Annotated in this window: 21 protein-coding genes and 1 other annotated feature; of the genes, 9 read left to right on the top strand and 12 right to left on the bottom strand. The window is 37.4% G+C overall.

What is annotated here, in order from left to right; genetic code table 11:
• Positions 1-108 precede the first annotated feature (108 nt).
• From thiI to ezrA, 3 genes are all read right to left on the bottom strand, one after another.
• Entirely contained in the window at positions 109-1311 is a 1203-nt protein-coding gene (gene thiI / locus NST02_RS07980) for a tRNA uracil 4-sulfurtransferase ThiI (RefSeq protein ID WP_137744310.1), read from the bottom strand.
• Between the two features lies 1 nt (position 1312).
• Positions 1313-2455, bottom strand: a complete 1143-nt coding sequence (locus tag NST02_RS07975; RefSeq protein ID WP_137744309.1) for a cysteine desulfurase family protein — start codon at positions 2453-2455, stop codon at positions 1313-1315.
• Positions 2456-2686: 231 nt separating this feature from the next.
• Complete coding sequence (gene ezrA, locus NST02_RS07970; protein WP_137744308.1) at positions 2687-4381, bottom strand: septation ring formation regulator EzrA; 1695 nt, start codon at positions 4379-4381, stop codon at positions 2687-2689.
• 285 nt (positions 4382-4666) lie between these two features.
• On the opposite strand from ezrA, the gene hisJ reads away from it, so the two are divergent.
• Together hisJ and NST02_RS07960 are read left to right on the top strand one after the other, a co-directional pair.
• Positions 4667-5467: a histidinol-phosphatase HisJ gene (gene hisJ / locus NST02_RS07965; protein ID WP_095314724.1), complete on the top strand. Its 801-nt coding sequence runs from the start codon at positions 4667-4669 to the stop codon at positions 5465-5467.
• A 196-nt stretch (positions 5468-5663) separates the two neighbouring features.
• Complete coding sequence (locus NST02_RS07960; protein WP_095314725.1) at positions 5664-5861, top strand: hypothetical protein; 198 nt, start codon at positions 5664-5666, stop codon at positions 5859-5861.
• 251 nt (positions 5862-6112) lie between these two features.
• Here the strand turns inward: NST02_RS07960 and refZ are convergent, their stop codons facing one another.
• A complete protein-coding gene (refZ, locus tag NST02_RS07955) occupies positions 6113-6748 on the bottom strand; it encodes a forespore capture DNA-binding protein RefZ (protein ID WP_095314726.1) in 636 nt (211 codons plus the stop codon).
• A gap of 221 nt (positions 6749-6969) precedes the next feature.
• On the opposite strand from refZ, the gene NST02_RS07950 reads away from it, so the two are divergent.
• Positions 6970-7449, top strand: coding sequence for a GAF domain-containing protein (locus tag NST02_RS07950; protein WP_095314727.1), 480 nt, complete (start codon positions 6970-6972; stop codon positions 7447-7449).
• A 70-nt stretch (positions 7450-7519) separates the two neighbouring features.
• Here NST02_RS07950 and NST02_RS07945 read toward each other — a convergent pair whose 3' ends face one another.
• The 3 genes from NST02_RS07945 to NST02_RS07935 all read right to left on the bottom strand — a co-directional run bounded on the left by NST02_RS07945 (position 7520) and on the right by NST02_RS07935 (position 10203).
• Positions 7520-7909: a hypothetical protein gene (locus tag NST02_RS07945; protein ID WP_235879534.1), complete on the bottom strand. Its 390-nt coding sequence runs from the start codon at positions 7907-7909 to the stop codon at positions 7520-7522.
• A gap of 137 nt (positions 7910-8046) precedes the next feature.
• Positions 8047-8232 carry a hypothetical protein gene (locus tag NST02_RS07940; RefSeq protein ID WP_095314729.1) on the bottom strand — a complete coding sequence of 62 codons (186 nt, stop codon included), beginning with the start codon at positions 8230-8232 and terminating at the stop codon, positions 8047-8049.
• 93 nt (positions 8233-8325) lie between these two features.
• Positions 8326-10203: a sensor domain-containing diguanylate cyclase gene (locus tag NST02_RS07935; RefSeq protein WP_095314730.1), complete on the bottom strand. Its 1878-nt coding sequence runs from the start codon at positions 10201-10203 to the stop codon at positions 8326-8328.
• Between the two features lie 576 nt (positions 10204-10779).
• Between NST02_RS07935 and rpsD the strand changes: the two genes are divergently transcribed.
• From rpsD to NST02_RS07910, 5 genes are all read left to right on the top strand, one after another.
• A complete protein-coding gene (gene rpsD, locus NST02_RS07930) occupies positions 10780-11382 on the top strand; it encodes a 30S ribosomal protein S4 (protein ID WP_095314731.1) in 603 nt (200 codons plus the stop codon).
• A gap of 303 nt (positions 11383-11685) precedes the next feature.
• Positions 11686-12291 carry a hypothetical protein gene (locus NST02_RS07925; RefSeq protein ID WP_212933098.1) on the top strand — a complete coding sequence of 202 codons (606 nt, stop codon included), beginning with the start codon at positions 11686-11688 and terminating at the stop codon, positions 12289-12291.
• Between the two features lie 116 nt (positions 12292-12407).
• Positions 12408-12620 (top strand): hypothetical protein, encoded by a 213-nt coding sequence (locus NST02_RS07920; RefSeq protein WP_137744305.1) that lies wholly within the window; start codon positions 12408-12410, stop codon positions 12618-12620.
• A gap of 358 nt (positions 12621-12978) precedes the next feature.
• Entirely contained in the window at positions 12979-13182 is a 204-nt protein-coding gene (locus NST02_RS07915; RefSeq protein WP_137744304.1) for a hypothetical protein, read from the top strand.
• Between the two features lie 235 nt (positions 13183-13417).
• A complete protein-coding gene (locus tag NST02_RS07910; protein ID WP_137744303.1) occupies positions 13418-13666 on the top strand; it encodes a hypothetical protein in 249 nt (82 codons plus the stop codon).
• 296 nt (positions 13667-13962) lie between these two features.
• Here the strand turns inward: NST02_RS07910 and NST02_RS07905 are convergent, their stop codons facing one another.
• The 5 genes from NST02_RS07905 to tyrS all read right to left on the bottom strand — a co-directional run bounded on the left by NST02_RS07905 (position 13963) and on the right by tyrS (position 19051).
• Positions 13963-14208: a hypothetical protein gene (locus NST02_RS07905; protein ID WP_340948637.1), complete on the bottom strand. Its 246-nt coding sequence runs from the start codon at positions 14206-14208 to the stop codon at positions 13963-13965.
• Positions 14209-14244: 36 nt separating this feature from the next.
• Positions 14245-15135, bottom strand: a complete 891-nt coding sequence (locus NST02_RS07900) for a helix-turn-helix domain-containing protein (RefSeq protein ID WP_340948636.1) — start codon at positions 15133-15135, stop codon at positions 14245-14247.
• A gap of 155 nt (positions 15136-15290) precedes the next feature.
• Positions 15291-16817, bottom strand: a complete 1527-nt coding sequence (locus tag NST02_RS07895) for a flotillin family protein (RefSeq protein WP_095312773.1) — start codon at positions 16815-16817, stop codon at positions 15291-15293.
• 19 nt (positions 16818-16836) lie between these two features.
• Positions 16837-17376: an NfeD family protein gene (locus tag NST02_RS07890; RefSeq protein ID WP_137744300.1), complete on the bottom strand. Its 540-nt coding sequence runs from the start codon at positions 17374-17376 to the stop codon at positions 16837-16839.
• 418 nt (positions 17377-17794) lie between these two features.
• A complete protein-coding gene (gene tyrS / locus NST02_RS07885; RefSeq protein WP_095312769.1) occupies positions 17795-19051 on the bottom strand; it encodes a tyrosine--tRNA ligase in 1257 nt (418 codons plus the stop codon).
• A gap of 136 nt (positions 19052-19187) precedes the next feature.
• Positions 19188-19406, bottom strand: a binding site (T-box leader).
• A 216-nt stretch (positions 19407-19622) separates the two neighbouring features.
• Between tyrS and NST02_RS07880 the strand changes: the two genes are divergently transcribed.
• Complete coding sequence (locus tag NST02_RS07880) at positions 19623-22532, top strand: transglycosylase domain-containing protein (protein WP_340948634.1); 2910 nt, start codon at positions 19623-19625, stop codon at positions 22530-22532.
• Positions 22533-22623: the final 91 nt, after the last annotated feature.

Raw genomic sequence — 22623 nt, 5'->3', positions numbered from 1 at the left:
ATTATTTTTTTTGATAAAGGAGGCATTTCCAATTATCAAAAAAAGCTAGCAATTGTTGATGAAAGGTGACTTACGCGAAAACGATTGCCAAATTAAAAGAAAATCCGTTTAAAAGAGTTCTTCTATTTCTGCCTTCTCCTGCGGGCTAATCCGAATCGTTTCCGTGTTCTGCACAGCTTTTTGAATCAATGGTTCAAAGTCAAAAAAGCTCTCATAATACTCAACCTTATCCTTCTTTGGCTTCGTTTTCGGTGAAGCAGGTACAAAAACAGTGCAACAGTCTTCATACGGCTGGATGGAAATATCATGGGTATCAATCTCTTTAGCCATGTTAATAATATCTGTCTTATCCATCATGACCAGTGGTCGAAGAATCGGAGTTGATGTCACATCATTAATCGCATACATGCTCTCCAATGTTTGGCTGGCGACCTGACCCAAACTCTCACCAGTTACAATAGCTAGCCCATCGTGTTTGGCCCGTAAATGATCGGTTATTTTCAGCATCATTCTGCGCGTAGTTGTCATCGTATAATTTTCTGGAATTTGTTTTTGAATTGCTTGCTGGATAGCTGTGAACGGCACAATATGCAAAGTAAAATATCCACCGTTTGCCTTTGCAAGCTTTTCTGTAAGTTCGATCACTTTTTGCTTAGAACGTTCACTTGTGAAAGGGGGGCTAAAAAAATGTACAGCCTCAACCTCTAAACCACGCTTCATCGATAAATACCCCGCCACTGGACTATCAATTCCCCCGGATAGCATGAGCATCGCTTTTCCGCTTGAACCGATAGGCAAACCTCCTGCACCTTGAATATTTTCACATGATAAATAAGTTGCTTCCGGACGTACTTCCACTCGTAGATCGATATCTGGATTTTTCACATCAACTCTCAAATTCGGAATATTTTTCAACAAATGAGCTCCGAATTCCTGATTCAATTCATTCGTATCAAGTTCATACGTTTTGTCTGCCCTCTTCGCGGTAATCTTAAAGCTTTTTTCTTCTTTATAAACTTCCCGAAAAAGAGTCAAAGCCGCGCTTTTCATTTCTTCTATATCTTTAGTTGTTTTAACTGCTGGACTGAAGGATTGAATGCCGAAAATACCACGTATCCGTTCAATGATTTCATCGCCGTTTTCCCCATTTAAAACAATATACATCCGTTCTCTCTGACCTTGAACCTTTGCATTAGGAAAATCACTTATGGCAAGTTGAATACTTTTTTTGAGTTTTTCTACAAATTTATGGCGATTTCTTCCTTTTGTAGATATTTCACCATATCGTATTAAAATTCGATCATAGTTCATCTTAGTTCATAACCTCTTTCAATTGATTTACCATTTCTTTTATCGCCTTAACCACAAATAATGCCTCTTCCGTTGTATTGTCATAGGATAAACTAATGCGGATTGCACTCTTTGCAATCTGTTCATTTACCCCCATTGCCATTAATGTACTGCTGGCAGACTGTTTTTTTGAAGAACAAGCACTGGTCGTCGATACAAAGATATCTTTCTCCCCTAAAGCATGGACAAACACTTCAGCTTTAAAGCCTTTTATAGAAAAATTAATGATATGTGGTGCAGACCCTTGTGCTGGGGTATGAATAATAACCTCTTCCAGCTCTGAAATCCCATGAACAATCGTTTCCTTAACTTGCTGAAGACGAGTCAGCAGCTTCTTTTCATTTTCTAACGTCAGCCTTAGCGCTTTTGCTAAGGCAACGATTCCAGCGACATTTTCTGTCCCACTTCGATGTTTCCGCTCCTGATCGCCTCCAGTTAATAACGGCGAAATTTTCACGCCATCACGGACATATAGAAATCCCGTTCCTTTTAAGCCATGAAATTTATGAGCTGAAAAGGAACAAAGATCAATCGAGCTTGTTTGTAAATTCAATGGAACCTTTCCAATTCCTTGAATATTGTCCACATGGAATAAAATTTTCGGATAGTTTTTTAACAGATTGCCAATCTTTTCTATCGGTTGAATCGTACCCACTTCATTATTGACATGCATGACAGATACCAGAATCGTATCCCCTGAAAGAGCCTGTTCAACATCCTTCACCTGAACCCTGCCCTCTCTGTCAACTGGCAGGTAGGTTACATGAAATCCGAGCTCCTCCAACTGGTGAAAGGTCTCTTTTATCGAAGCATGTTCAATCACTGTCGTTACAATATGTTTGCCCCGATTTCGATGCATTAATGCTGCACCTTTTACTGCTAAATTATTGCTTTCGGTTCCACCGGATGTAAAGATTAATTCTGATGGTCTTACCTCAAGTAACTCGGCAACTTGCTTTCTAGCTATATTTAAGAGCTTTTCTGCTTCACCGCCCATCCGATGTAACGAAGATGGATTCCCGAAATATTCAGTCGTTACTTTCATAAACGAATCGATGACTTCTTTATACGGTTTTGTTGTCGCACTATTATCGAAATATATCATCACTTTCCCCCTAAATAGGTACCAATTTTAAATCAAGCGTTGCCTAATCAAATTATTTATAAATTTTTAACGACTTTACATCTGCATTATGATATTGAACTATTTCGCTAACAGTAAATGTTAACATAGATGGATTCATTTGAAAATAAACGTGATTAAACCGCAAAATAGGAACGATAAAAAAGCTGACTTAAAAGGTTTTACACGACCTTTTAAATCAGCTTTTTAAAATCAATAAGCATGTTCCTCAATCAAAGCTTCAATTTTTTTCAAAGCACCTGGTTCGATTTCTTCAATCGCTGTAGCTGCCTGTTCCAATGCTGCTTGATAGTTATAACCACGGAATGATCTTTCAGCGTCTTTTAATCCTTGATCAACAGAAGGATATCTGCTTCTATATCGATTTCCATACTGAATCACTTTCTCCACTAGCATCACTGTTTCCACAATTTCATTTGTCATATCATATGTTTTTTCAACATTGATTACAGCAGCATCGAGAACCTTAAGGACGGTAGGGATGTCCAATGGCTTTTCTTCGAGCTTCTCTTTCACGTCATTGATGCTTTCTTTAGCATCTTCAAAAAGCGCTAAATAATCGTCCGGTAAACCAGGAATATTATTTTGCGAAACAAGCTTAATTGACTCAGCCATTTTCCGTGATAACTCTTGAACCTTTTCCCTCGCTGAAAGTTCATCTTTTCTCAACATTTGCAGATTTTCTTTAAATGTTACATATTCAGCATTGACAGTTTCCAACTCACTGTTTATAGCCGATAATTCCTCTTTTAAAAGCGAAAAGGCCGTTTCATCCTTGAGGATTTTATGCTCCATTAATTCATATCGTTTCTGCAATTGATGCAGCAATTTCTCCATCTGTCCATGTTCCTCAAGTTTGTTTTCTGGAAGATGGTAGCTGTGTTTAATGAGCTCGATTTCATTTCGTAGTTCATCACTTGCATCGATGGTCGTTTGCAGCAATTCCTTCGTTTTTACTTCTGTCTCCTTAATGAATTGCTTGGCAGCGACTTCCGCTTCGAGTAAATCATACAGAAATTCGATTCGTTCTTTAATATCATCTAGCCCCTTCTCAACCTCTTCTGTTTCTGTTTTTTCAAGAAACTGTTTAAAGGCAGTAAGTTCCTTCTCGATTTTTTCAACCTCTTTATCTAATTGAACATGCTCTAAAATATAGCCTTGCTCCATCATTTCACGAAATCCGTCTTTTAACTCCTCAAGTTGAGCAGGAACCTTTGACTGACACTCTACGAGCAAATTGGGGATTTTCTCTAACTTAATGGTCACAGCTTCAAGCTTTATTTTAATAGATTGGACAATTTCATGGGCTTGCAAATAATTCCCACTATCCGTAAGCTCATCGAACTCTTGAAAATTTAATTGAAGGTCATCAAGCTGAGTTTCTAAATTCTTTTCCGCAATCCCATAGTTTAGATTATGAGCTAAGAGCGTTTTTTTACTTAAGCGATACGTTTCTTTTAGCTCTTCCATTTCCAGTCTGCTTTTTTCTTCGCTTCCAACCAATTCTGTAATTTCATCAATTAATACTTGAATATTATTTTCTGTTTCTTTTAAGTCATTTTCAATCGCAATCATGAACTTTTTTGCCTTGTTAAAACGATACTTGTCTATGTAATCCTCGGCATCAAACAGATAATCTTCTACATCAGGCAGGCCAGACGTAACAATCTCATCCCATTCTTTTCTCCATTTTTCAAAGAACTCTTCTGTTTGACCCGTCATGTTCAGCTTCTTTACTTTCGACATTTCCTCCAATACGGGGCGATTCATAATATCAATTTTCCAAGCTTCCAAGCGATCGATTTCTTTATAAAATCTCTTTTTTATAAAATAACCTGTTATATATAAAATAAGAATCAAAACTAGTGCGCCGATAATATATTCCATCTTAAGCCTCCTGTCCAGCTCAATAACTGGGCCCGAAAAAATCTGTTTTCACAATAGTCCCTAAAACGGGAGTGTTTATGTTAAAAATCTCAAACTTAATTTATTATTTCTTTAGCTAAGTCTGGTGTGCATTTCAATGTTTTTATGATACCATGTAAACGACATTTTTTGACTATTAATTTCAAAATTTTTGTATTAAAACCGAGAAAAATTCATTACTTGAGATGAATAACACCTTATTTCGACTATTAAATTGGTAAATAGGTTTGAGGAGGCTTAATAAAAATGGTAAAAAACGGGCATATCCACACTCCTTTTTGTCCTCACGGAACAAAGGATGCTCTGCAGGATTATATCGAAAAAGCGATTCAATTAGGTTTTACGGAAATTTCTTTTACGGAGCATGCTCCTCTTCCCGATGGGTTTGCCGATCCTACACCAACTCAAGACAGTGCGATGAAGCTGGAAGAAATAGAAGAGTATATTCAAAGCGTCAATACCTTGAAGCTCGCTTATAAAAGTTCAATCCGCATCAATTGTGGTTTAGAAGTAGATTATATCGAAGGATTTGAAAAGGAAACTGCCGCTTTTCTCAACCTTTATGGTCACAAGCTTGATGATGCCATCCTTTCGGTTCACTTCTTAAAATACGGCCCCAGCTATGATTGTTTAGATTACAGTCCTGATGCTTTCGCAGACATAGTTGAAAAATACGGGTCTCTCCATGCGGTCTATCAAAATTATTATCGAACTTTGCGGCAGTCTATTGAGGCCGACCTTGGACCGTATAAACCAAGGCGTATTGGCCATATGACATTAGTGAAAAAATTTCAACGAAAATTTCCATATACGGACGAGCCAAAACAAGAATTGCTCGATATTCTTGATGCTGTCAAAGAAAAAGGCTATGAACTCGATTATAATGGAGCAGGGACAGCAAAACCATTGTGTCGTGAAACCTATCCACCTGAATGGGTTGCCAAGGAGGCTCTTAAACGTGGAATCCCTTTAATATACGGGTCAGACGCCCATCAGGTAAAAGAGCTTAAGCAAGGCTATGATAAATTAATTAACGGCTTCGCCTAATGCAGCTTGATTGAAGAATAACTTAAAGCATTACATGATTATATCATTGTAAAAAAGGGATTTTTTTGTTTTCGTTTCAATTCTTTTATTTGCTCTTGTTCTAATTTCAATCTGAAGGACAGTGCGCAAACATGACATCCTCCTTTTGATTCACCGGAAAGTTATTCTCTCCACCAGAGGATGAGGAAGATTACAAATGTTTGCGAATTCCAACTTGATGGTACTATATACGATTACAAGTGCTGAAGGAGCAAAAATCAGAGCCGTTTTGGAGAGATTAAACTTAAATGCAGGTGATAATTTGAAGAAAAAATGGCAAAGGATTCTACTGGGCATTTCAGGTATTCTTATATTTTTCATGGTAATAGGGGCTATTAGCTTTTACTCACTTTAATGGCTTAATCATCTTTATCCTGCCTTCTTGCTCACGTTAAACTCGTTGCAAGCCAAACAAAATCTCCCAGGAAGCTCTTCTGACCGCTAACGAATCATTAAGTGCTGTCGGGAGTTTTTTTCTTGGCTTCATACTCTGCAAGCTTTGAGTGAATGCTTGTAAAAGTTAATGTTTTCTTTCTTATTTAGCTCCAAACATTCTCTTGTCAAAGCAGCCTCCTAAAGCTCGGCTGACAGCGCCGAGACAATAAATTAGTTATTGGCCGCAGATAAATTAGGACTTGGTCGCCGGCAAATGACACCTTGAAACCATCCGTTGAGATCCTTTAAGTATCTTTTGACAAAATATCTTTCATTTGGAAGAACTTGCAGAACTTCCGTCAAATAGTAACTATTTAAAAACGGCATTGTAATAAGGCTTTTATATTGAATCAGCATATAATTGACCGAAAAGGATTGAAACTCTTTTGAGCGAATTCCCTCTTCGAATACAAGTTTCAAGTAATACCTCTCCTTCAAAATATAGGTTGCCATTACCTCTCTCACCATCTGTGAATCAATCGATATTTCTCTAAGTACGAGTCTTGTCAAATGAATATGCTGACAGTGAAAATGAAGAATTTTCTCAGTTATATGCTGGAGCTGGCTTAATGCCCCTTCTTTCATCCCCTCATAATATCCCTCTTCAATCAGCTGCAAATACTGTTCAAAATAAGTGGTCAAGCAATGCTCTAAAAGCCCCTCCTTGCTTTGAAAATAGTATGAAATATTGGAAACATTCACTCTTGCCTTGCCTGCAATATCTCTTATCGAAGTCCCGGTAAATCCTTTTGTGTTAAAAAGAAGGATCGCTGCTTCAAGAATGTCATTTTTCGTATTTTGGACCATTTATACCACCGCCTTATCCACCAATTTACGCACATCTATTTCCCTCTTGTATAGACTTCTTTTCTTTCTATCATTTTCCTCTATAAAAAAATAGACAAAGTCTCCTATTTTTCTACCCGTTTTGATACAATAAAGGCAATTTCTCAGTCATTATTATTCGTTTTTTATCATAATATGTGGCATAATGAATAAATCATTTTTCAGTAATTAGGGGGAAAATCATGTTTAAAGTCCAATCATATGATGGCAATCGCCAAGATCAATACAATCTCCTTAAGAAGCAGCTTAGTGCTTTATTAGAAGGAGAATCAAATCAAATTGCCAATTTAAGCAATGCTTCAGCACTTTTGAATCAATTTCTAGATAGAATTAATTGGGTTGGATTTTATTTAACAGAGGATCAGGAACTTGTTTTAGGACCTTTTCAAGGTTTGCCCGCGTGTGTAAGAATCCCATTTGGAAAAGGGGTTTGCGGCACAAGTGCAAGCCAAAAGAAAACGCTCCGTGTTGAGGATGTTCATCAATTTCCAGGACATATTGCTTGTGATGCAGCTTCGCAATCTGAAATCGTTATCCCACTGATTAAAGACGGGCAAGTAATCGGGGTCTTAGACATCGATTCTCCAGAAAAGAATCGCTTTGATGAAGTCGACCAAGAAAATTTGGAAGCTTTCGTTGAAGAGCTTGTACGTTATATCTAAATTCCATGAAAGCTGATGAAGGATAGATTCGAGATAAAAGACTCTGTCTATCCTTTCTCATCGGCAGTTGTCACGATATTGCAATGACAAGAGATAATACAAAGGCAATACTCGATAACGGCGTCATCGTATATTTCTCTTTCCGGCTGGTTGAGAGCAAATTAGCGATTGTATTGAGTCCTAAAAAGAGCGTGAAGACCCAGACAATTGTGTTTGTAAAGGATAAATGGAAAACAGTGAGGACTTCTACATGCTCAAGAATCACGATGCTCATGAACAAAAGGATTAGAGCATTGAACACACTTACAATCCGTAATTTATGAGGCAAAACCTTATAATATCCTCCCATCGCATATTCTCCCAATGGATAACCAAGTGAAAGCAGGACCTGAAACAAAGCGATCACGAAAAAGAGGAATGCTAAAACAAATCCTGAAATAAAAATATAATCCAATTTCATCTCACCTTCTTTTCGTTATTTTTTGCAAAGCAGATAAACATCCCACACTCTCCAACCTATCTAAACTTTTAAGAAGCTGCTAGAGACTTGAGACTGATATGGAGCATAGCTTCAGACTGAGACTTGAATGCAAAAAATTATTTATAGCCTAAAAAGAGAAAGTGTTTCTCTAGCTCGCTCTCTGAAATACTTAATCTCTCCAAAAGGTCTTCTGTTCGCAATACATACTCTTTCACTCCAATGAATTCCGATTCCACAATTACGTAAAACCGGGTTCCTTTCTTGTACCCTTTAAATTTATTCTTTAATTTGTATTTCTTCATTTTCTAACCTCTATGATTGAAGTAAGCGGAACAAGAACATAGATAAAAAGACTATTCATTAAAGAATAGCCTTATGTGAATAATACGAATATATTAGCTAATTAATTCCTCATCTTCCTGCACCACTACTTTATTTTTTCCTGTTTCCTTAGCCAAATACAAAGCTTGGTCAGCTCTTTTAAATAATTTTGTGAAATTATCATCGCTTTCCTTTGTCCAGTAGGAAACTCCACAAGATATTGTAATGCGAGGAGCTGTTAACTCGTTTACTTTAGCCACCAATCTTTCTGCAATCGTTACGGCTACATGAAGTGGGATTCTTGGCAAATAGATCGCCAGCTCTTCTCCACCCCATCTTGCCCCGATATCAGTGTCTCTAATATTGTCATGGATGATTGACGCCACTTGAATGAGCACTTCATCCCCAACTTGATGACCATATGTGTCATTAATCTGTTTAAAATTATCAATATCGATCAAAATAAAAGTTCCAAAGGCATCCTCGGACATTGAACGATGAATGTTCTCATTTAAAAAGTTGCGGGAATGAAGCTTTGTAAGATGATCGGTAATAACCATTTTTTCCAACTCCTCTCGCAGCATGGAATTGGAAAATGCTAGTGTAGAATGATGAATCAAGGATTGCATTAATTTAAATGTTTCAAAAGAAAAATGGTACGGCAACCGGTGCAAAACTAACGCAAAGCCCATAATTACATCTGTTTGTACCATTGGAACAGCCATTACTGAACGATAAACACTCGATACATTCTCTAAAATTAAGTCACCTAAAAAGAGCGAATCTTTTTCATTCTTTATTTTCTTTGCGATATATTGAAGATACTGTTCAGCATCTTTAGAAAAAAAGAAATCAGTGCTTCCTTTGAGAACTTTTATCTGCTCAAAATTCTCAGAAACAAGAACAAAGCCTACTTCTTCCGCTTCAAAGGATGTCAAAATCTGCCCAGTCATAAAATTAATCGTCTCAGTAAGGCGCAAATCAGAGTTTAATCTGCGGGTTGTTTCATTAATCAACTGCAAATCAGCAATTAGCTTTCTCGATTGCTGATATAACTGAGCATTTTCGAGAGCAGAACCTGCAGTATTAGCAAGCAGTGTAATAAACTCCACCTCATTATTAGGAAAGGCCCTCGTATTTGGGGCAATCACTTGAAGAACACCATACACTCCTTGCTTACCCTTTAAAGGTGCATAAAGAATTGATTTTTGTTCCTGAACGGAATCCTCCAATTGAATTGCACCTGTAACATATGCCTGCATGGCAGAAATGTTTTCACTATCATATTCTAAATCCTTAATAGGCAAGTTGGCATGATTATTATTATCATGGGACAACATTAAATAGTACGTAAAGCTAGGATAGACCTCCTGCAGAGTAAAAATAATTTCCCCTAGCACCGCATCCATGTCCATTGACGAATGAAATTTTTCCGTTACCCTAAACAATTGTTTATATCGTTTTTCTTCAAAGATCACTTCACAAATTCCTTTTGCCTTAAGAAGGAATTTAGAGCACTCCTCCCCGATTTTCTCCAAAATCGGATCAGAAAAAGGAATCTCTTTCGATACATCTTTTATAGCAATGTAACCAAGCTGTTCATTTCCTCTTCTCATCGGTAAAAGCAGATCATACTTCTCAAAATTTGAAAAAGGAATCGGTTGGCGAATGATAGATTTATCCAAAACATATTCATAAAATTCTTCACTGTTAAAATGGGGAGAAAACTCCACAGCTTCTGCCTCTTCACTTGTTGAGGCGACAACATACATTTCTTTATTGCAGTCATGAAGGTTGAAAAAAGTTAATTCTTTAGATTGAATAAAATTTTGGATGACAAACAGCATCTCTCTTAGTATTTCTTCATAGGAAAGAATACCTTTGTCCTCTTGTATTAAATCGAAGAAGCGACTTTTTAGGTTCATTATTATCTCTTTTTCAAGCACTTTCATTCTATCATCACCTATTATCATCCGTTTTCTTAAACGATCGCTATACTTTTATTATATAATAATGCGCAGTGGATTTTTGTCATTTTTTTGTCAATTTAGTATCAAGAATTGATATTTGTCACAGCAAAAACAAAGCAAACTGAGTCTAAACTCCTATTTCATCCACCTAAAAGTATCCTAACAAAAGGCAAAAATCAAGATCGTGCTTGTACATTTGTCATAGACACTCGTACTTCTATTTAAGACAACAATTCCTATTATATCATATAAGTCTTATGGATTATTAATGTTATTATTCTTTTTTTATTATTTCCTTGACTTCCCTTCCCAATTATAGATATAATATTCTTTGTGTAAAATATCGCAGCCTATGTGAACACCTTTTATGTTTTCATTTTGTTCCTCAATCTGAAGTCTAGCTTCGGGGGCCATCGGCTCCTAAACGTATTTCAATGATGGGGTACTGCGTAACCCTCTGCTGCGAGGGCGAAGGTACTTGAAAACAAAATGAGCATAATTGTTGCTGTCACGTCTGTTTTTATTTTACCCAAATAAAAACATAAGGAGGAGTCTTTCATGGCTCGTTATACAGGTCCAAGCTGGAAATTATCTCGCCGTCTTGGTATTTCATTAAGCGGTACAGGTAAAGAATTAGAAAAGCGTCCATACGCTCCTGGACAACATGGTCCAAACCAACGTAAAAAATTATCAGAATACGGTTTACAATTACAAGAGAAGCAAAAGCTTCGTCATATGTATGGTGTGAACGAGCGTCAGTTCCGTAACCTATTCGACAAAGCTGGTAAAATGGCTGGTGTACACGGTGAAAACTTCATGGCTCTACTTGAGTCTCGTTTAGATAACGTCGTTTACCGTTTAGGTTTAGCCCGTACTCGTCGTCAAGCTCGTCAGCTTGTAAACCATGGTCATATTCTAGTTGATGGGAAGCGTGTAGATATCCCATCTTACCGCGTAGTTGCTGGTCAAACAATTGGCGTTCGCGAAAAATCACGTAACCTAGACATCATTAAAGAAGCAATCGAAGTAAACAACTTCGTACCTGACTTCTTAACTTTTGATGCTGATAAACTAGAAGGCACATATACTCGTCTTCCAGAGCGTTCTGAACTTCCAGCTGAAGTGAACGAATCTCTAATCGTCGAGTACTATTCTCGTTAATTTAACTGCTTTCCGAAAAGCAATCGTAAAAACCCTAGAATCCTTGAATATTTCAATGATTCTGGGGTTTTTATTTATTTTCTGCTTATAATCTCCCTCACTTATTTGGGGGGACTTTTGGGGGACTACTTTTACTAAGTGGACAGGCGCTCAATTTAATTACAACTCATAAAACGACCTAATATCACATGGGAATTTCTTTCATAATTGAGAAAAAATAGACAAAAATTGAATGAAACTATTTAAAATTATGTTAATATGTAAATTATGATAAATTAGTATTATTTTACTGGGGGGAAACAAATGAAAAAAGTAATTGCAAGCTTCTTAGTATTATTGTTAATCGGATTTTTAGCTGCCTGCGGAAACGACGTTGATAACATCCAACAATCTGAAGATGAGAAAACTAAAGCTAAGACAGAGAATACAGACGACAATAGTCAAGAAGAACAAGCAAAAGAAGAAGATATTTGGACTTACTACGAAGATGCTACTTGGGAAGGTACGTGGGAAGGTTTAAAATTTAACATACAAAAAGTTGTTGTTTCTGACGAAGCACCAGGGTTAGATGATGACGGGAACGAAATTACTACAAGTGCTGTTGGAGTGAAAATGGTGGTTGAAAACACAACTACTGATAAAGTTTATAATACTTATCCAGACCAAGCTACCTTGGTGACTAGCACTGGCGAACAAGTAGATGCGGATATGATTTATTCTGATCATCTTGGTGGAGAAATACATGAAGGTGTAATTAAAGAAGGGGATATAATCTTCTATTTAGATCGTGGAGAAGCAGAGTCAATCGAATGGATTAAGTTAACTTGGAGTAGCGATTATTCAGATCCTGATGGTAACTACGAAAACGACAAATACGAAGAAACGGAAGTTAAACTCGATTTAAAATAACTTTCTTACCGTCTCATTACGAGGCGGTTTTTTAATACTTGAAACACGAACAAATATTTGAATAATATGTGACATTTCACTTATCACCATATAATTACATCGGAGGATGAAAGGAATTGAATAACCAAGAAATCAAACAATGGATCGAAGAAAATTTAGTCATGCAAGATACAGCTCGCAAAATTACTGGTCAATCCGTAACTGGATTTAACCAATCTGTCGCTACTGGAAAAATAATGCCTTTTGTAGAATTTGGCGAGGGACGAAAAACTCGATTATATCTTAGAGCAGGATTAGAGGAATATGCGAAAAATAAAAGAATTCGATGAATGTAAAGCCCCTGCTCAATAAGAGTAAGGGCTTTAGCATTTTACTCACTTACCAGTGATATAACTGCGATCTACAGCAACATAAAGTATCCCTATAGCATCTGCTCCAATTAACTCGCCATTGATAAACTTGGTACGTTTTTTGGACCCTTTCTCTTTTATTCTTGAAATGATAAAATGAAGACATAATGACGAGGTGATAAATATGGGCGGATTTTATTTCTTTGGTTGCTTGTTTCTTGCATTGTTTGCTAGCGTAGGTTTAGTACTATGGGGTGTTTCTAAACTTTTTAAATTGGTAACAAATAATTAATAGGGCTCTTCCAAGTGCATGGGCGATGTAAAGGAGGTATGGTTCTTGAAGAAAACAAACTGGGTCTTATCTGTGTTTATCACTGCATTAATTTCGTTTGTGATTCAATCGGGATTAAATAACTTTGGTGTTATTAATATATCCAATATTTGGACAGATCTAATCAGCTGGGTTTTTATATTCTTTGTCGTCTTCATAGGCGTTGAAGCGACTTTTAAGATAACTACAATGAAACATCAAACTAAATAAAGACAAACAAAAAGCCCCTCCAATCAGAAGGGCTTTATTATATGGAATCAATTCTTATGTGCCTATTCAGTATTTAATTCAACGCACGGCCATCGTTAAAATACTCAATCCACATTGTGATCGACAAAGTAAGCTGACTTAGAAATAATTTGTTATTATTATTCGTAGGATGAATATCATTAAACACATGCTTGGACAACGAAGCGGAGCTACGGTTAATGAAGGGGGAACAAAAATGGATTTGCTTATATTTATTTCAGGAACTGTTTTATTCATCGGATCATTAATCTATCTTGTTGTATCACTGCTAAAAAAAACCTTTGTAACAAAAAGATTTTTCACTCTGATTGCCTCTGGTTTTATTTTAATGCTAGTAGGACTGTTTATGGCCGATCCGGAAATTGACCCAACCACAGAATCAGAAAATCAAGAGAGTGAACCTGTTGGAGCGAACTCACTCGTCACTAGATCATACTTAGCTTAAACAGTAACAATGTCGCCCACCCACATTTTGATTTGAGTGGAACGATAAATAAAAGAATATAGATCATTTAGTGGTGAAACTTGCTGGTTTAAAAAAGACTGTGATGTTTGCTTTCAAATCGAGAGAAAGAAAAACATAAAATATTTGTCTCAATTAAGGGTTGCTTAACAAATCATTAACTTGATTATTATCGTAAAGAAGTTCCAAACTTCTATTGAGAAACCCTGCATAGAGGAGATAAAAATGCAAACAAAAAAGCGAGGATGAACTTAATTCATACCTCGCTTTTCCCTTTATTAATGTTCTGAAGGAAGTCCTGTCAACTTGATTGTAGAATGTTCTGATGGAAGTCCCATCAGCTTGATTGTAGAATGTTCTGATGGAAGTCCTGCTAGTTCAGAAGGAAGACCCGCTAGTTCTGATGGAAGACCTGATAATTCAGAAGGAAGACCTGCATAATCGGAAGCGTTAGAACTTGCAAAAACAAAACCAAATCCTAATAACGATACAGCTAATAATGTTTTAGTTAATAGTTTTTTCAAAATACTCTACCTCCTAATTTGTTCTTCTACTATATATTACCATTGACTGAGCAGTTTGTCTTTTTCATTTTCTATTATTTCTATAATTTTTTCATTTTCTTGTAATTTTGATAGATAAACCGCCTTTTCTATATAGGCGATACCCTCTTCTTTTCTATACATTTTTATAAGATTTTCACCACATTGATAGTATAGATGCGCTAAAAGAAACATTAGGTCTTGCGTTATACAGAACTCTATTCCTTTCTTTGAATATTGTAATGATTCTTCATATTCCTCTATTTCCGTAAATGTTTGTGCCAACCCAAAATATACTCTAATTTTTCCTCTTGGCTCGAGTATATCTGGGAGATTTTCTAATGAATGTAAAGAGTTTTTAAAGAGTTGCAATGCCTCTTCAAAATTACCAGATTCTTTATGCAAAAGTGCAATACTTGTTAATATTTCAATTTCTCTTTCATTATAATCTTCTCTTTTTTTATTCGTAATATCAATAGCCTCATATAATTGCTCCAAAGCCTTACTCAGATCACCCTCTAAATAAAACGTACAAATGCCCTGATGCCATTTTAGATACTGCCGCAATTGATCCGTTTGAAATATTGGATTTTCTAGTTCATTCCGGATTATTTCCTGTATCCGTTCATAATTCCATGCTCGTTTTAAACGATTAATCAATCGAATAACCGCATTTGAATAATTGATAGAGGATTTTGAGGCAACATTAAAAAAATAGGCTAAATCTACATTTAATTTTCTCAATAGTGAATTCAAAGTTTCGAGATCTGGGTATGAGACTTGTTTTTCAAATGAACTTAGTTCCTCTTCTGTACACACACCTTCTGAAAGTTCTTCAATCGATAATCTTTTGTATTCACGAAATGACCTTAATGTGTCTCCTATTAGATATGTGTTCAAACTATTCATTTTTTATCCCTCATTACAGATAATTTAAATTACTCGTTTGCCATTTTCACTTTAATCCTTTAATATCATTCTACTAAAAAGTTCTGAAAAGTACATATTTTCAGGGGCCTTTTCACAAAGAAACCTGTCGCAATTTTCGACAGGTTTCTTATTTCTTATTCAGTTTCGTTATTCTTATCAGCTTTTCCTAACTCATCTGTTAACTGCTCAATGCTTTCACGGATATTGCCCTTGCCAGAAAAATTCTCAAGCAAATTTTTAACATCAATACCCGAAGAGGCCTTGAGCGTTTCTTGAAGGGATGACATTAAACTTGTCGCATAGCCCGTTACCTTGTTCGCACCACCATTTTCTCCATTTCCACCAGTGTCCACCACCGTTATCTTATCAATATTGCCCAATGGACCTGCCACTTGTTTTGCATATTCAGGGAGCATACGGACAATCATATCGATAACCGCAGCCTGACCATACTGTTCGAATGCCTCGGCAATTTTGCGTTTCGCCTCGGCTTCGGCAAGACCTTTTAGACGGATGACATCTGCTTCCGATTCCCCTTGTGCTCTTTCGGCTTCGGCCTTTGCCAAACCATCCAAACGAATCTTTTCCGCTTCCGCTTTTGCCAATGATTCAATCCGGTACTGATTCGCATCTGCTTCCGCTAATTGCTTCGCCTTATCCGCAGCAGCTGCTTGCTCAACTGCATAACGATCCGCATCAGCTTTCTTTTTCACTTCTGAGTCATATTGGCGTTCACGACGCAATATTTCCTTCTCTTCAAGCTCAATTTGCTTTTGACGCTCAATAATGCGGATTTGCATTTCCTGCTCAGTAACTTCTTGCTTCGACCGCGCTGTTTCTAAATCATACGCTTGGTCGGCACGAGCTTTGGCAATATCCTGTTCACGGCGATAATCAGCCATTTTCATTTGATTTTCTTTTTCTGCTTCGGCAATTTCTGTCGCTCTTTCAAATTCAGCTTTTTTCGCGTCCTTATCAGCTTCTGCCCGTTTAATTCTCGTTTCTTTTTCCGCTTCCGCTGTCGCAATGTCTGCATCTCTTTTGACCTGAGCAATTCTCGGCTTCCCTAATGATTCTAAATAGCCATTTTTATCTCTAACATCCTTGATTGTAAAGGAAACGATCACAAGTCCCATTTTCGCTAAATCCTGCGAAGCAACCCTTTGCACTTCTTGTGAGAACTTGTCTCGATTTTTATAAATTTCTTCCACTGTCATTGAACCTAAAATGGAACGAAGATGACCTTCAAGAACTTCTCTTGCCTCATTTTCGCGATCTTCCTTCGGTTTCCCTAAAAATTGTTCCGCTGCTGTTGCAATTTCTTCTATTGAACCGCCAATTTTAATAATTGCTGTACCATCCGCCATAACAGGAACACCTTGCTCCGTATAAACTTCAGGTGTTGTCACTTCCAGTTTACTAGACAATAGACTTAACGGTTCTGCTTGTTGAAAAACTGGGAGAATGAAAGCTCCACCACCGCGAATAATCTTGATTTTATTGCCGGATTCATCCACATGGACATTTTTACTGCCTAAATAGCTTCCGGTTACGATTAATGCTTCATCTGGTCCTGCAGTACGATACTTTGTTACAAATACTGCAATTAATGCAATTAATAAAAAAGCGACAATTCCAATAACGACTAAGATCGGTAACATTTAACTTCCTCCTATGCTTTTAAAATGAGAAATCCTCTTGTGTTTCATGGGGCACCACATGAAGCACTCCGTTTTTGACTTCAATAACGAGAACATGCTGTCCTTCTTCAATACTTTCGCCTTTAAAGCTAACGGCAGATTTCGCAACCGTTCCACTTGCATTTTTCAACATTACTTCACCAAACCCATCTTCAGGAATTGGTATAATCACTTTCCCAATTCTCCCTCTCAAGGAATTTGTAGAATACACCAACGATTCTTCAGCAGAGGATAAGGGAATAAGAACAAAAATATTAAGCAATGTATCTAATAATAAAGCTATAAGGATCGAAATGATAATGACTATAATGCTATTTAATGAAGTCAGCAATTCAAATAAATAGCCACTAGCGGAGAAAAACGTAATAAAGGCGAGAATAAGAGCTGGATTAATGAACGGGATAAGCTCAGTAAGTCCTTCAAGTAAGTCACTAAATAAAATATATAGCAATGTTAAGGCGCCGGCTATGATTAATGTTATTAAGTAAACAGACTGAATGGACGTTCCGAACAGTTCCATATGTATCACCCTCTTTCTAAAAATAAGTTACCATTATCTACAAATAGCCCCCTTTCAATGAAATCCTTAATCAAATTGCTATACCTTTAGTACGGCTTATTTGGAAAAAAGTTTCAATTTTTACGAAATTATTTTGAAAATTCCTTTTCACGAATCTCATTCTATCTCTATCTTCGCATTAAAAATAGAAATCTTAAATAGGTATTTTTACTTTGGAGTGGATTAACGCTAAATTTTTAGCCCACCCCGAGTTTCTGCTTTTCTCACAGTTTGAACCATCTTTTATCTCGAATGAAGTAGCATGAGCCATATTGCTGCTTGGCACAAGAGAATGAAATCCTTCCCCTATAAAAAAAGATACCGAGATAATGCTCTCGATACCTTTTTACTGCACTCTGAAGCGCTCGTTACCACGGTGTTATACCTCAATTAAGAAATACTTCTTCTTTCCACGGCGAATGACGGTGAATTGCCCCTCGATCCGATCCTTATCTGAAAGAACATAATCCAATTCAACAATTCTTTCTCCGTTTACATAAATAGCTCCGTTTGCAACATCCTCACGAGCTTGACGTTTCGATGGAGAAATTTTAGCATTCACCAATAAGTCAACGATTCCAACGTCTTCTTTTGTTTCTAATTTGTAAGAAGGAACATCTTTGAAGCCCTGCTTTATTTCAGCAGCTGTTAGGCTCTTAATGTCTCCGCTAAACAACGATTCGGTAATTTTAATTGCTTGTTTCAGCGCTTCTTCCCCATGAATTAAACGGGTCATTTCCTCGGCAAGCGCCTTTTGTGCTCTGCGTAAATGTGCTTCCTCCTGAACCGATTGTTCCAATGATTCAATCTCTTCTTTAGACAGGAATGTGAAGTACTTTAAGTATTTGACGACATCGGCATCAGCTGTATTAATCCAAAATTGGTAGAATTCATAAGGAGATGTCCTCTTCGGATCTAACCAAACGGCACCACCCTCCGTTTTTCCGAATTTTGTACCATCCGCTTTTGTCACTAGTGGAATCGTTAATCCGAATGCTTTTGAATTCTCATCAGTCATTTTGCGAATCAACTCTAAGCCTGTTGTGATATTGCCCCATTGATCACTGCCACCAATTTGCAGCTTACAATTATGATTTTCATACAAATGTTTAAAATCCATGCCTTGAAGAATCGTATACGTAAATTCTGTGAAAGAAATTCCAGTTTCCAAACGAGTGGCAATTGTATCCTTGGCAAGCATGTAATTGATGCCAATATGCTTTCCGTAATCTCTTAAAAATGTAATAATATTCATCGGTGCTGTCCAATCGTAATTGTTGACCATGACAGCTCCATTTTCACCTTCAAAATCAAAGATCATTTTTAATTGTTCCGTTAATGCTGCAACATTTTTTTGTACCGTTTCAACGGTTTGCAGCACTCTTTCCTCTGTTGCCTTTGGATCGCCTATTAATCCAGTAGCCCCACCGACAAGAACAATTGGCCGATGACCAGCATTTTGAAATCGTCTTAATGTTAAAAACGGAAGCAAATGACCAATATGCATGCTGTCGCCTGTTGGATCCATACCGCAGTACAAAGAAATTTTTTCTTTATTTAACAGTTCCTTTAACCCTTCTTCATCTGTTTGCTGATAAATGATGCCACGCCACTGTAAATCCTGTAATAATTCCATCTTCTTTTCCTCCAACTTTGATTTGTAAGTGCATATGCTGCTAAATCATGCTAGCGTCTTTTCATCCAGAGCCTTCGTATCATAAAATCATAATAGGCAAGATAAAAGTCCAATAAAAAAGTCCCTTCGATTCGATCGAAGGGACGTTAATACGCGGTACCACCCAACTTGAGAACACCAAAATAAAGGCTTCTCCACTTAATTAAGATAACGGAATTTCCGTTTACTGCTAATACTTGACGGTTCACAGCAAAAGCTCAGGGAGGTAATTCATGCTCTCTACATGTACTGACTCGCAGCAACCGTCAGCTTTCTGATCCAGAGATAGGAGCACTACTTTTGATAAGACTTTGTTAAACAAATTTGTTGATAGCCAAAAATCAACACCGACATCTAACAAAGACTTTAAAAAATTCAAACCCATCATAGCTTATTTCATATATGAGATAAAGAATTTTTATCATAAAAAGGATGCGTTTGTCAAATAGAATTTAAGTAATATATGAAAATTATCTTTATCGGCAATACTTGTTTTGCTCTTTATGCTATAATGTATGTGATTTTAGGGGGAATGATAAGATTGAAAGAAAAATTTAATTTCAAACAAATTCTGAAGTCTTGCCAAGATTTTTTTACAAATAAAAAAACAAAAAAAGGGGCAAGCATTACCTATCAGGTAGTATGGAACTTGGTCCTTGTATTTCTCGTTTTAATTATCCTTGGCGGTGCGTTTGCCGGAGGAGTTGGTGCTGGATATTTTGCCTCATTGGTCAAAAATGAACCGCTCCGCTCCTACGATAGTATGAAAAAGGATATATACAACTATGAGGAGACCTCCAATTTATACTTTGCTGATAACGTTTATTTAGGAAAGCTTCGGACTGACCTTGAACGGGAAGAAGTACAATTAGAAGATGTGTCGGAATTTCTAATCAAAGCGATTGTCGCGACAGAGGACGAGTATTTTTATGAGCATCACGGTGTCGTCCCGAAAGCGCTCATGCGCGCTGTATTTCAGGAAGTGACAAACTCTTCTGTGCAGACTGGTGGTAGTACGTTAACACAGCAGTTAATTAAAAATCAAATTCTTACCAATGAAATTTCGTTTGAACGTAAAGCGAAGGAAATCCTTCTTGCCCTTCGACTTGAAAAGTTCTTTGACAAAGATGAAATTTTGGAAGCTTACTTAAATGTTTCTACTTTCGGGAGAAATTCCTCAGGCAGAAACATCGGGGGAGTTCAGGCAGCCGCTAAAGGAATATTTGGCGTAACTGCCAAGGAGCTTACCTTGCCGCAAGCCGCCTTTATCGCCGGGCTTCCTCAAAGTCCGTTTGGTTATACACCTTTTACAAATAAAGGGGAAATCAAAAGCAATCTAGAGCCTGGATTGACACGAATGAAAACTGTTTTACAAAGAATGTTTGACAACGGTTCAATTACACAAGAGGAATATGAAAAAGCCTTAAACTATGATATTACACAAGATTTCATCTCCCATTCAACAAATCCTCAAGAGGAATATCCATATTTAACATTCGAGCTTGAAAAAAGAGCTGTTGATGTACTATCAGTGATTCTCGCTGAAAAAGATGGATATACAGAAGAGGATTTGCAAAAGGATGAAGAATTAAAAAAGGAATATTTGACACTGGCCGACCGTGACCTACGTCAAAACGGCTATGAAATTCATTCAACAATAAATAAAGACATTTACGACGCAATGCAAAAGGTAAAAGATGAATTTGAATATTACGGCAATGATATTCAAGTTGTTGAAACAGACCCGGAAACGGGCGAAAAGGTTACCGTAAATAAACCTGTTGAAGTTGGAGCTATGCTGATCGAAAACAAAACAGGAAAAATTATTAGCTTTGTCGGCGGCAGGGATTTCTCTCAACAACAATTAAACCATGCAACCAGTGGCAAACGTTCCAATGGTTCAACGATGAAACCACTGCTCGTGTATGCACCAGCAATGGAACTGGGGAGCTTGGCACCGGGTACGATTTTACCTGACCTGCCATTAAAATTAAATCCTGCTTCCAACAATCCATGGCCTAGCAACTATGGGGGAGGATATAGCGGACTTGTAACTGCCCGCTACGCATTAGCAAGATCATATAATGTCCCTGCTGTAAAAGCATACATCGATATTTTAGGTAAGCGTCCTGCGGAATACTTAACGAAAATGGGCTTCACTTCCCTTACAGAAGAAGATTACTCAAACCGTTCCACTGCAATCGGAGGCTTAACAAACGGAGTCACTGTGGAAGAAAATGTGAATGCCTATGGTACTTTTGCCAACAACGGTCAATTTGTTGATGCTTATATGATTGAAAAAATCGTCGATAAAGATGGGAATAGCATTTATCAGCATGAAGCACAACCAGTAGAAGTATTTAGTCCGCAAACGGCTTATTTAACGTATGATATGATGCGCGATGTTATTCGTTCAGGAACTGCTGGTTCGTTGAACAGTCGCCTAAAATTCAGTGCTGATTGGGCTGGAAAAACCGGAACGAGTCAAGATTATAAAGATGCTTGGTTTGTTGGAATTAATCCGAATGTTTCCTTTGGAACATGGATGGGCTACGATACACCTAAGCCATTACAGGTAACATATAAAGGGATGTCTTATTCAAATCGGAATATTTATTTATGGGCTAAGCTAATGAATGCTGCATACGATGTTGCCCCTGAATTAGTCGATCCAGCAGAAACGATTAAAATGCCAGGTGGAATTGTACGACGTTCCTTCTGTGCTATTTCTGGCTTGCTCCCTTCTGATGCTTGTGCAAGGGCTGGTTTAGTGGAAACAGATTTGTTCAATGCAAAATTTGTTCCAAGTAAGGTTGATGATAGTTTAATCGAAGGCAAATATGTTCAAATTGGTGACAAAAAATATTTAGCTTTAGACTCCACACCAGATGAATTTGCGGAAATGGGCGTTATTCTTAACCCTGACTATATCGAAAAGATCTTTGGTATTAGGGTAAACCCACAACAGCTTATTCCGAAGAATAAAGAACGCTGGGCGAAAATATTGCTTCCAGATGATAAAATACAGGAAAATGGGAAAGTTCCAGCGAAGATGGCGGCAAAGGTTGCTGGCACAACGATCACTTGGAGCAAACACCCTGAGAATGATGTGATAGGGTACCGTGTATACAAAGACGGCAAGAAAGTTGCTTCAATAAAAGCGGGTGAAACCCTTGCTTATAAAGGTGATAATGGTATGTATTATGTGACCGCCGTAGATATTGCTGGGCAAGAGTCAGCACCTTCAGATGAGATTCGAATCGGTCCTGAAGATAAAGAGGACCCTACAGATCCTGTTGAAGGAGAAAAACCGCAAAAACCAGAGAAACCAGAAAAACCGCCTACAACTCCACCTGTAACCCCTCCAGGCAATGGGGACCCGGATGGAAATGGCGGCGATAAAGAACCTCCTAATCCACCTGATGCTGGAAGCGAAGGTTAAAGTATTTACTTTCATTAAGATACAGAGCAAGTTTCAAAAAAACGCTATGGATGTTAAGCAAGCCCTTCATTACTTCTAACTAATGAAGGGC

The sequence above is a fragment of the Robertmurraya sp. FSL W8-0741 genome, from assembly GCF_038004005.1.
In the GTDB taxonomy this organism is placed as follows: domain Bacteria; phylum Bacillota; class Bacilli; order Bacillales; family Cytobacillaceae; genus Robertmurraya; species Robertmurraya siralis.
Note: the sequence above shows the minus strand (reverse complement) of the source record. Positions and strands in the feature narration are given on the sequence as shown.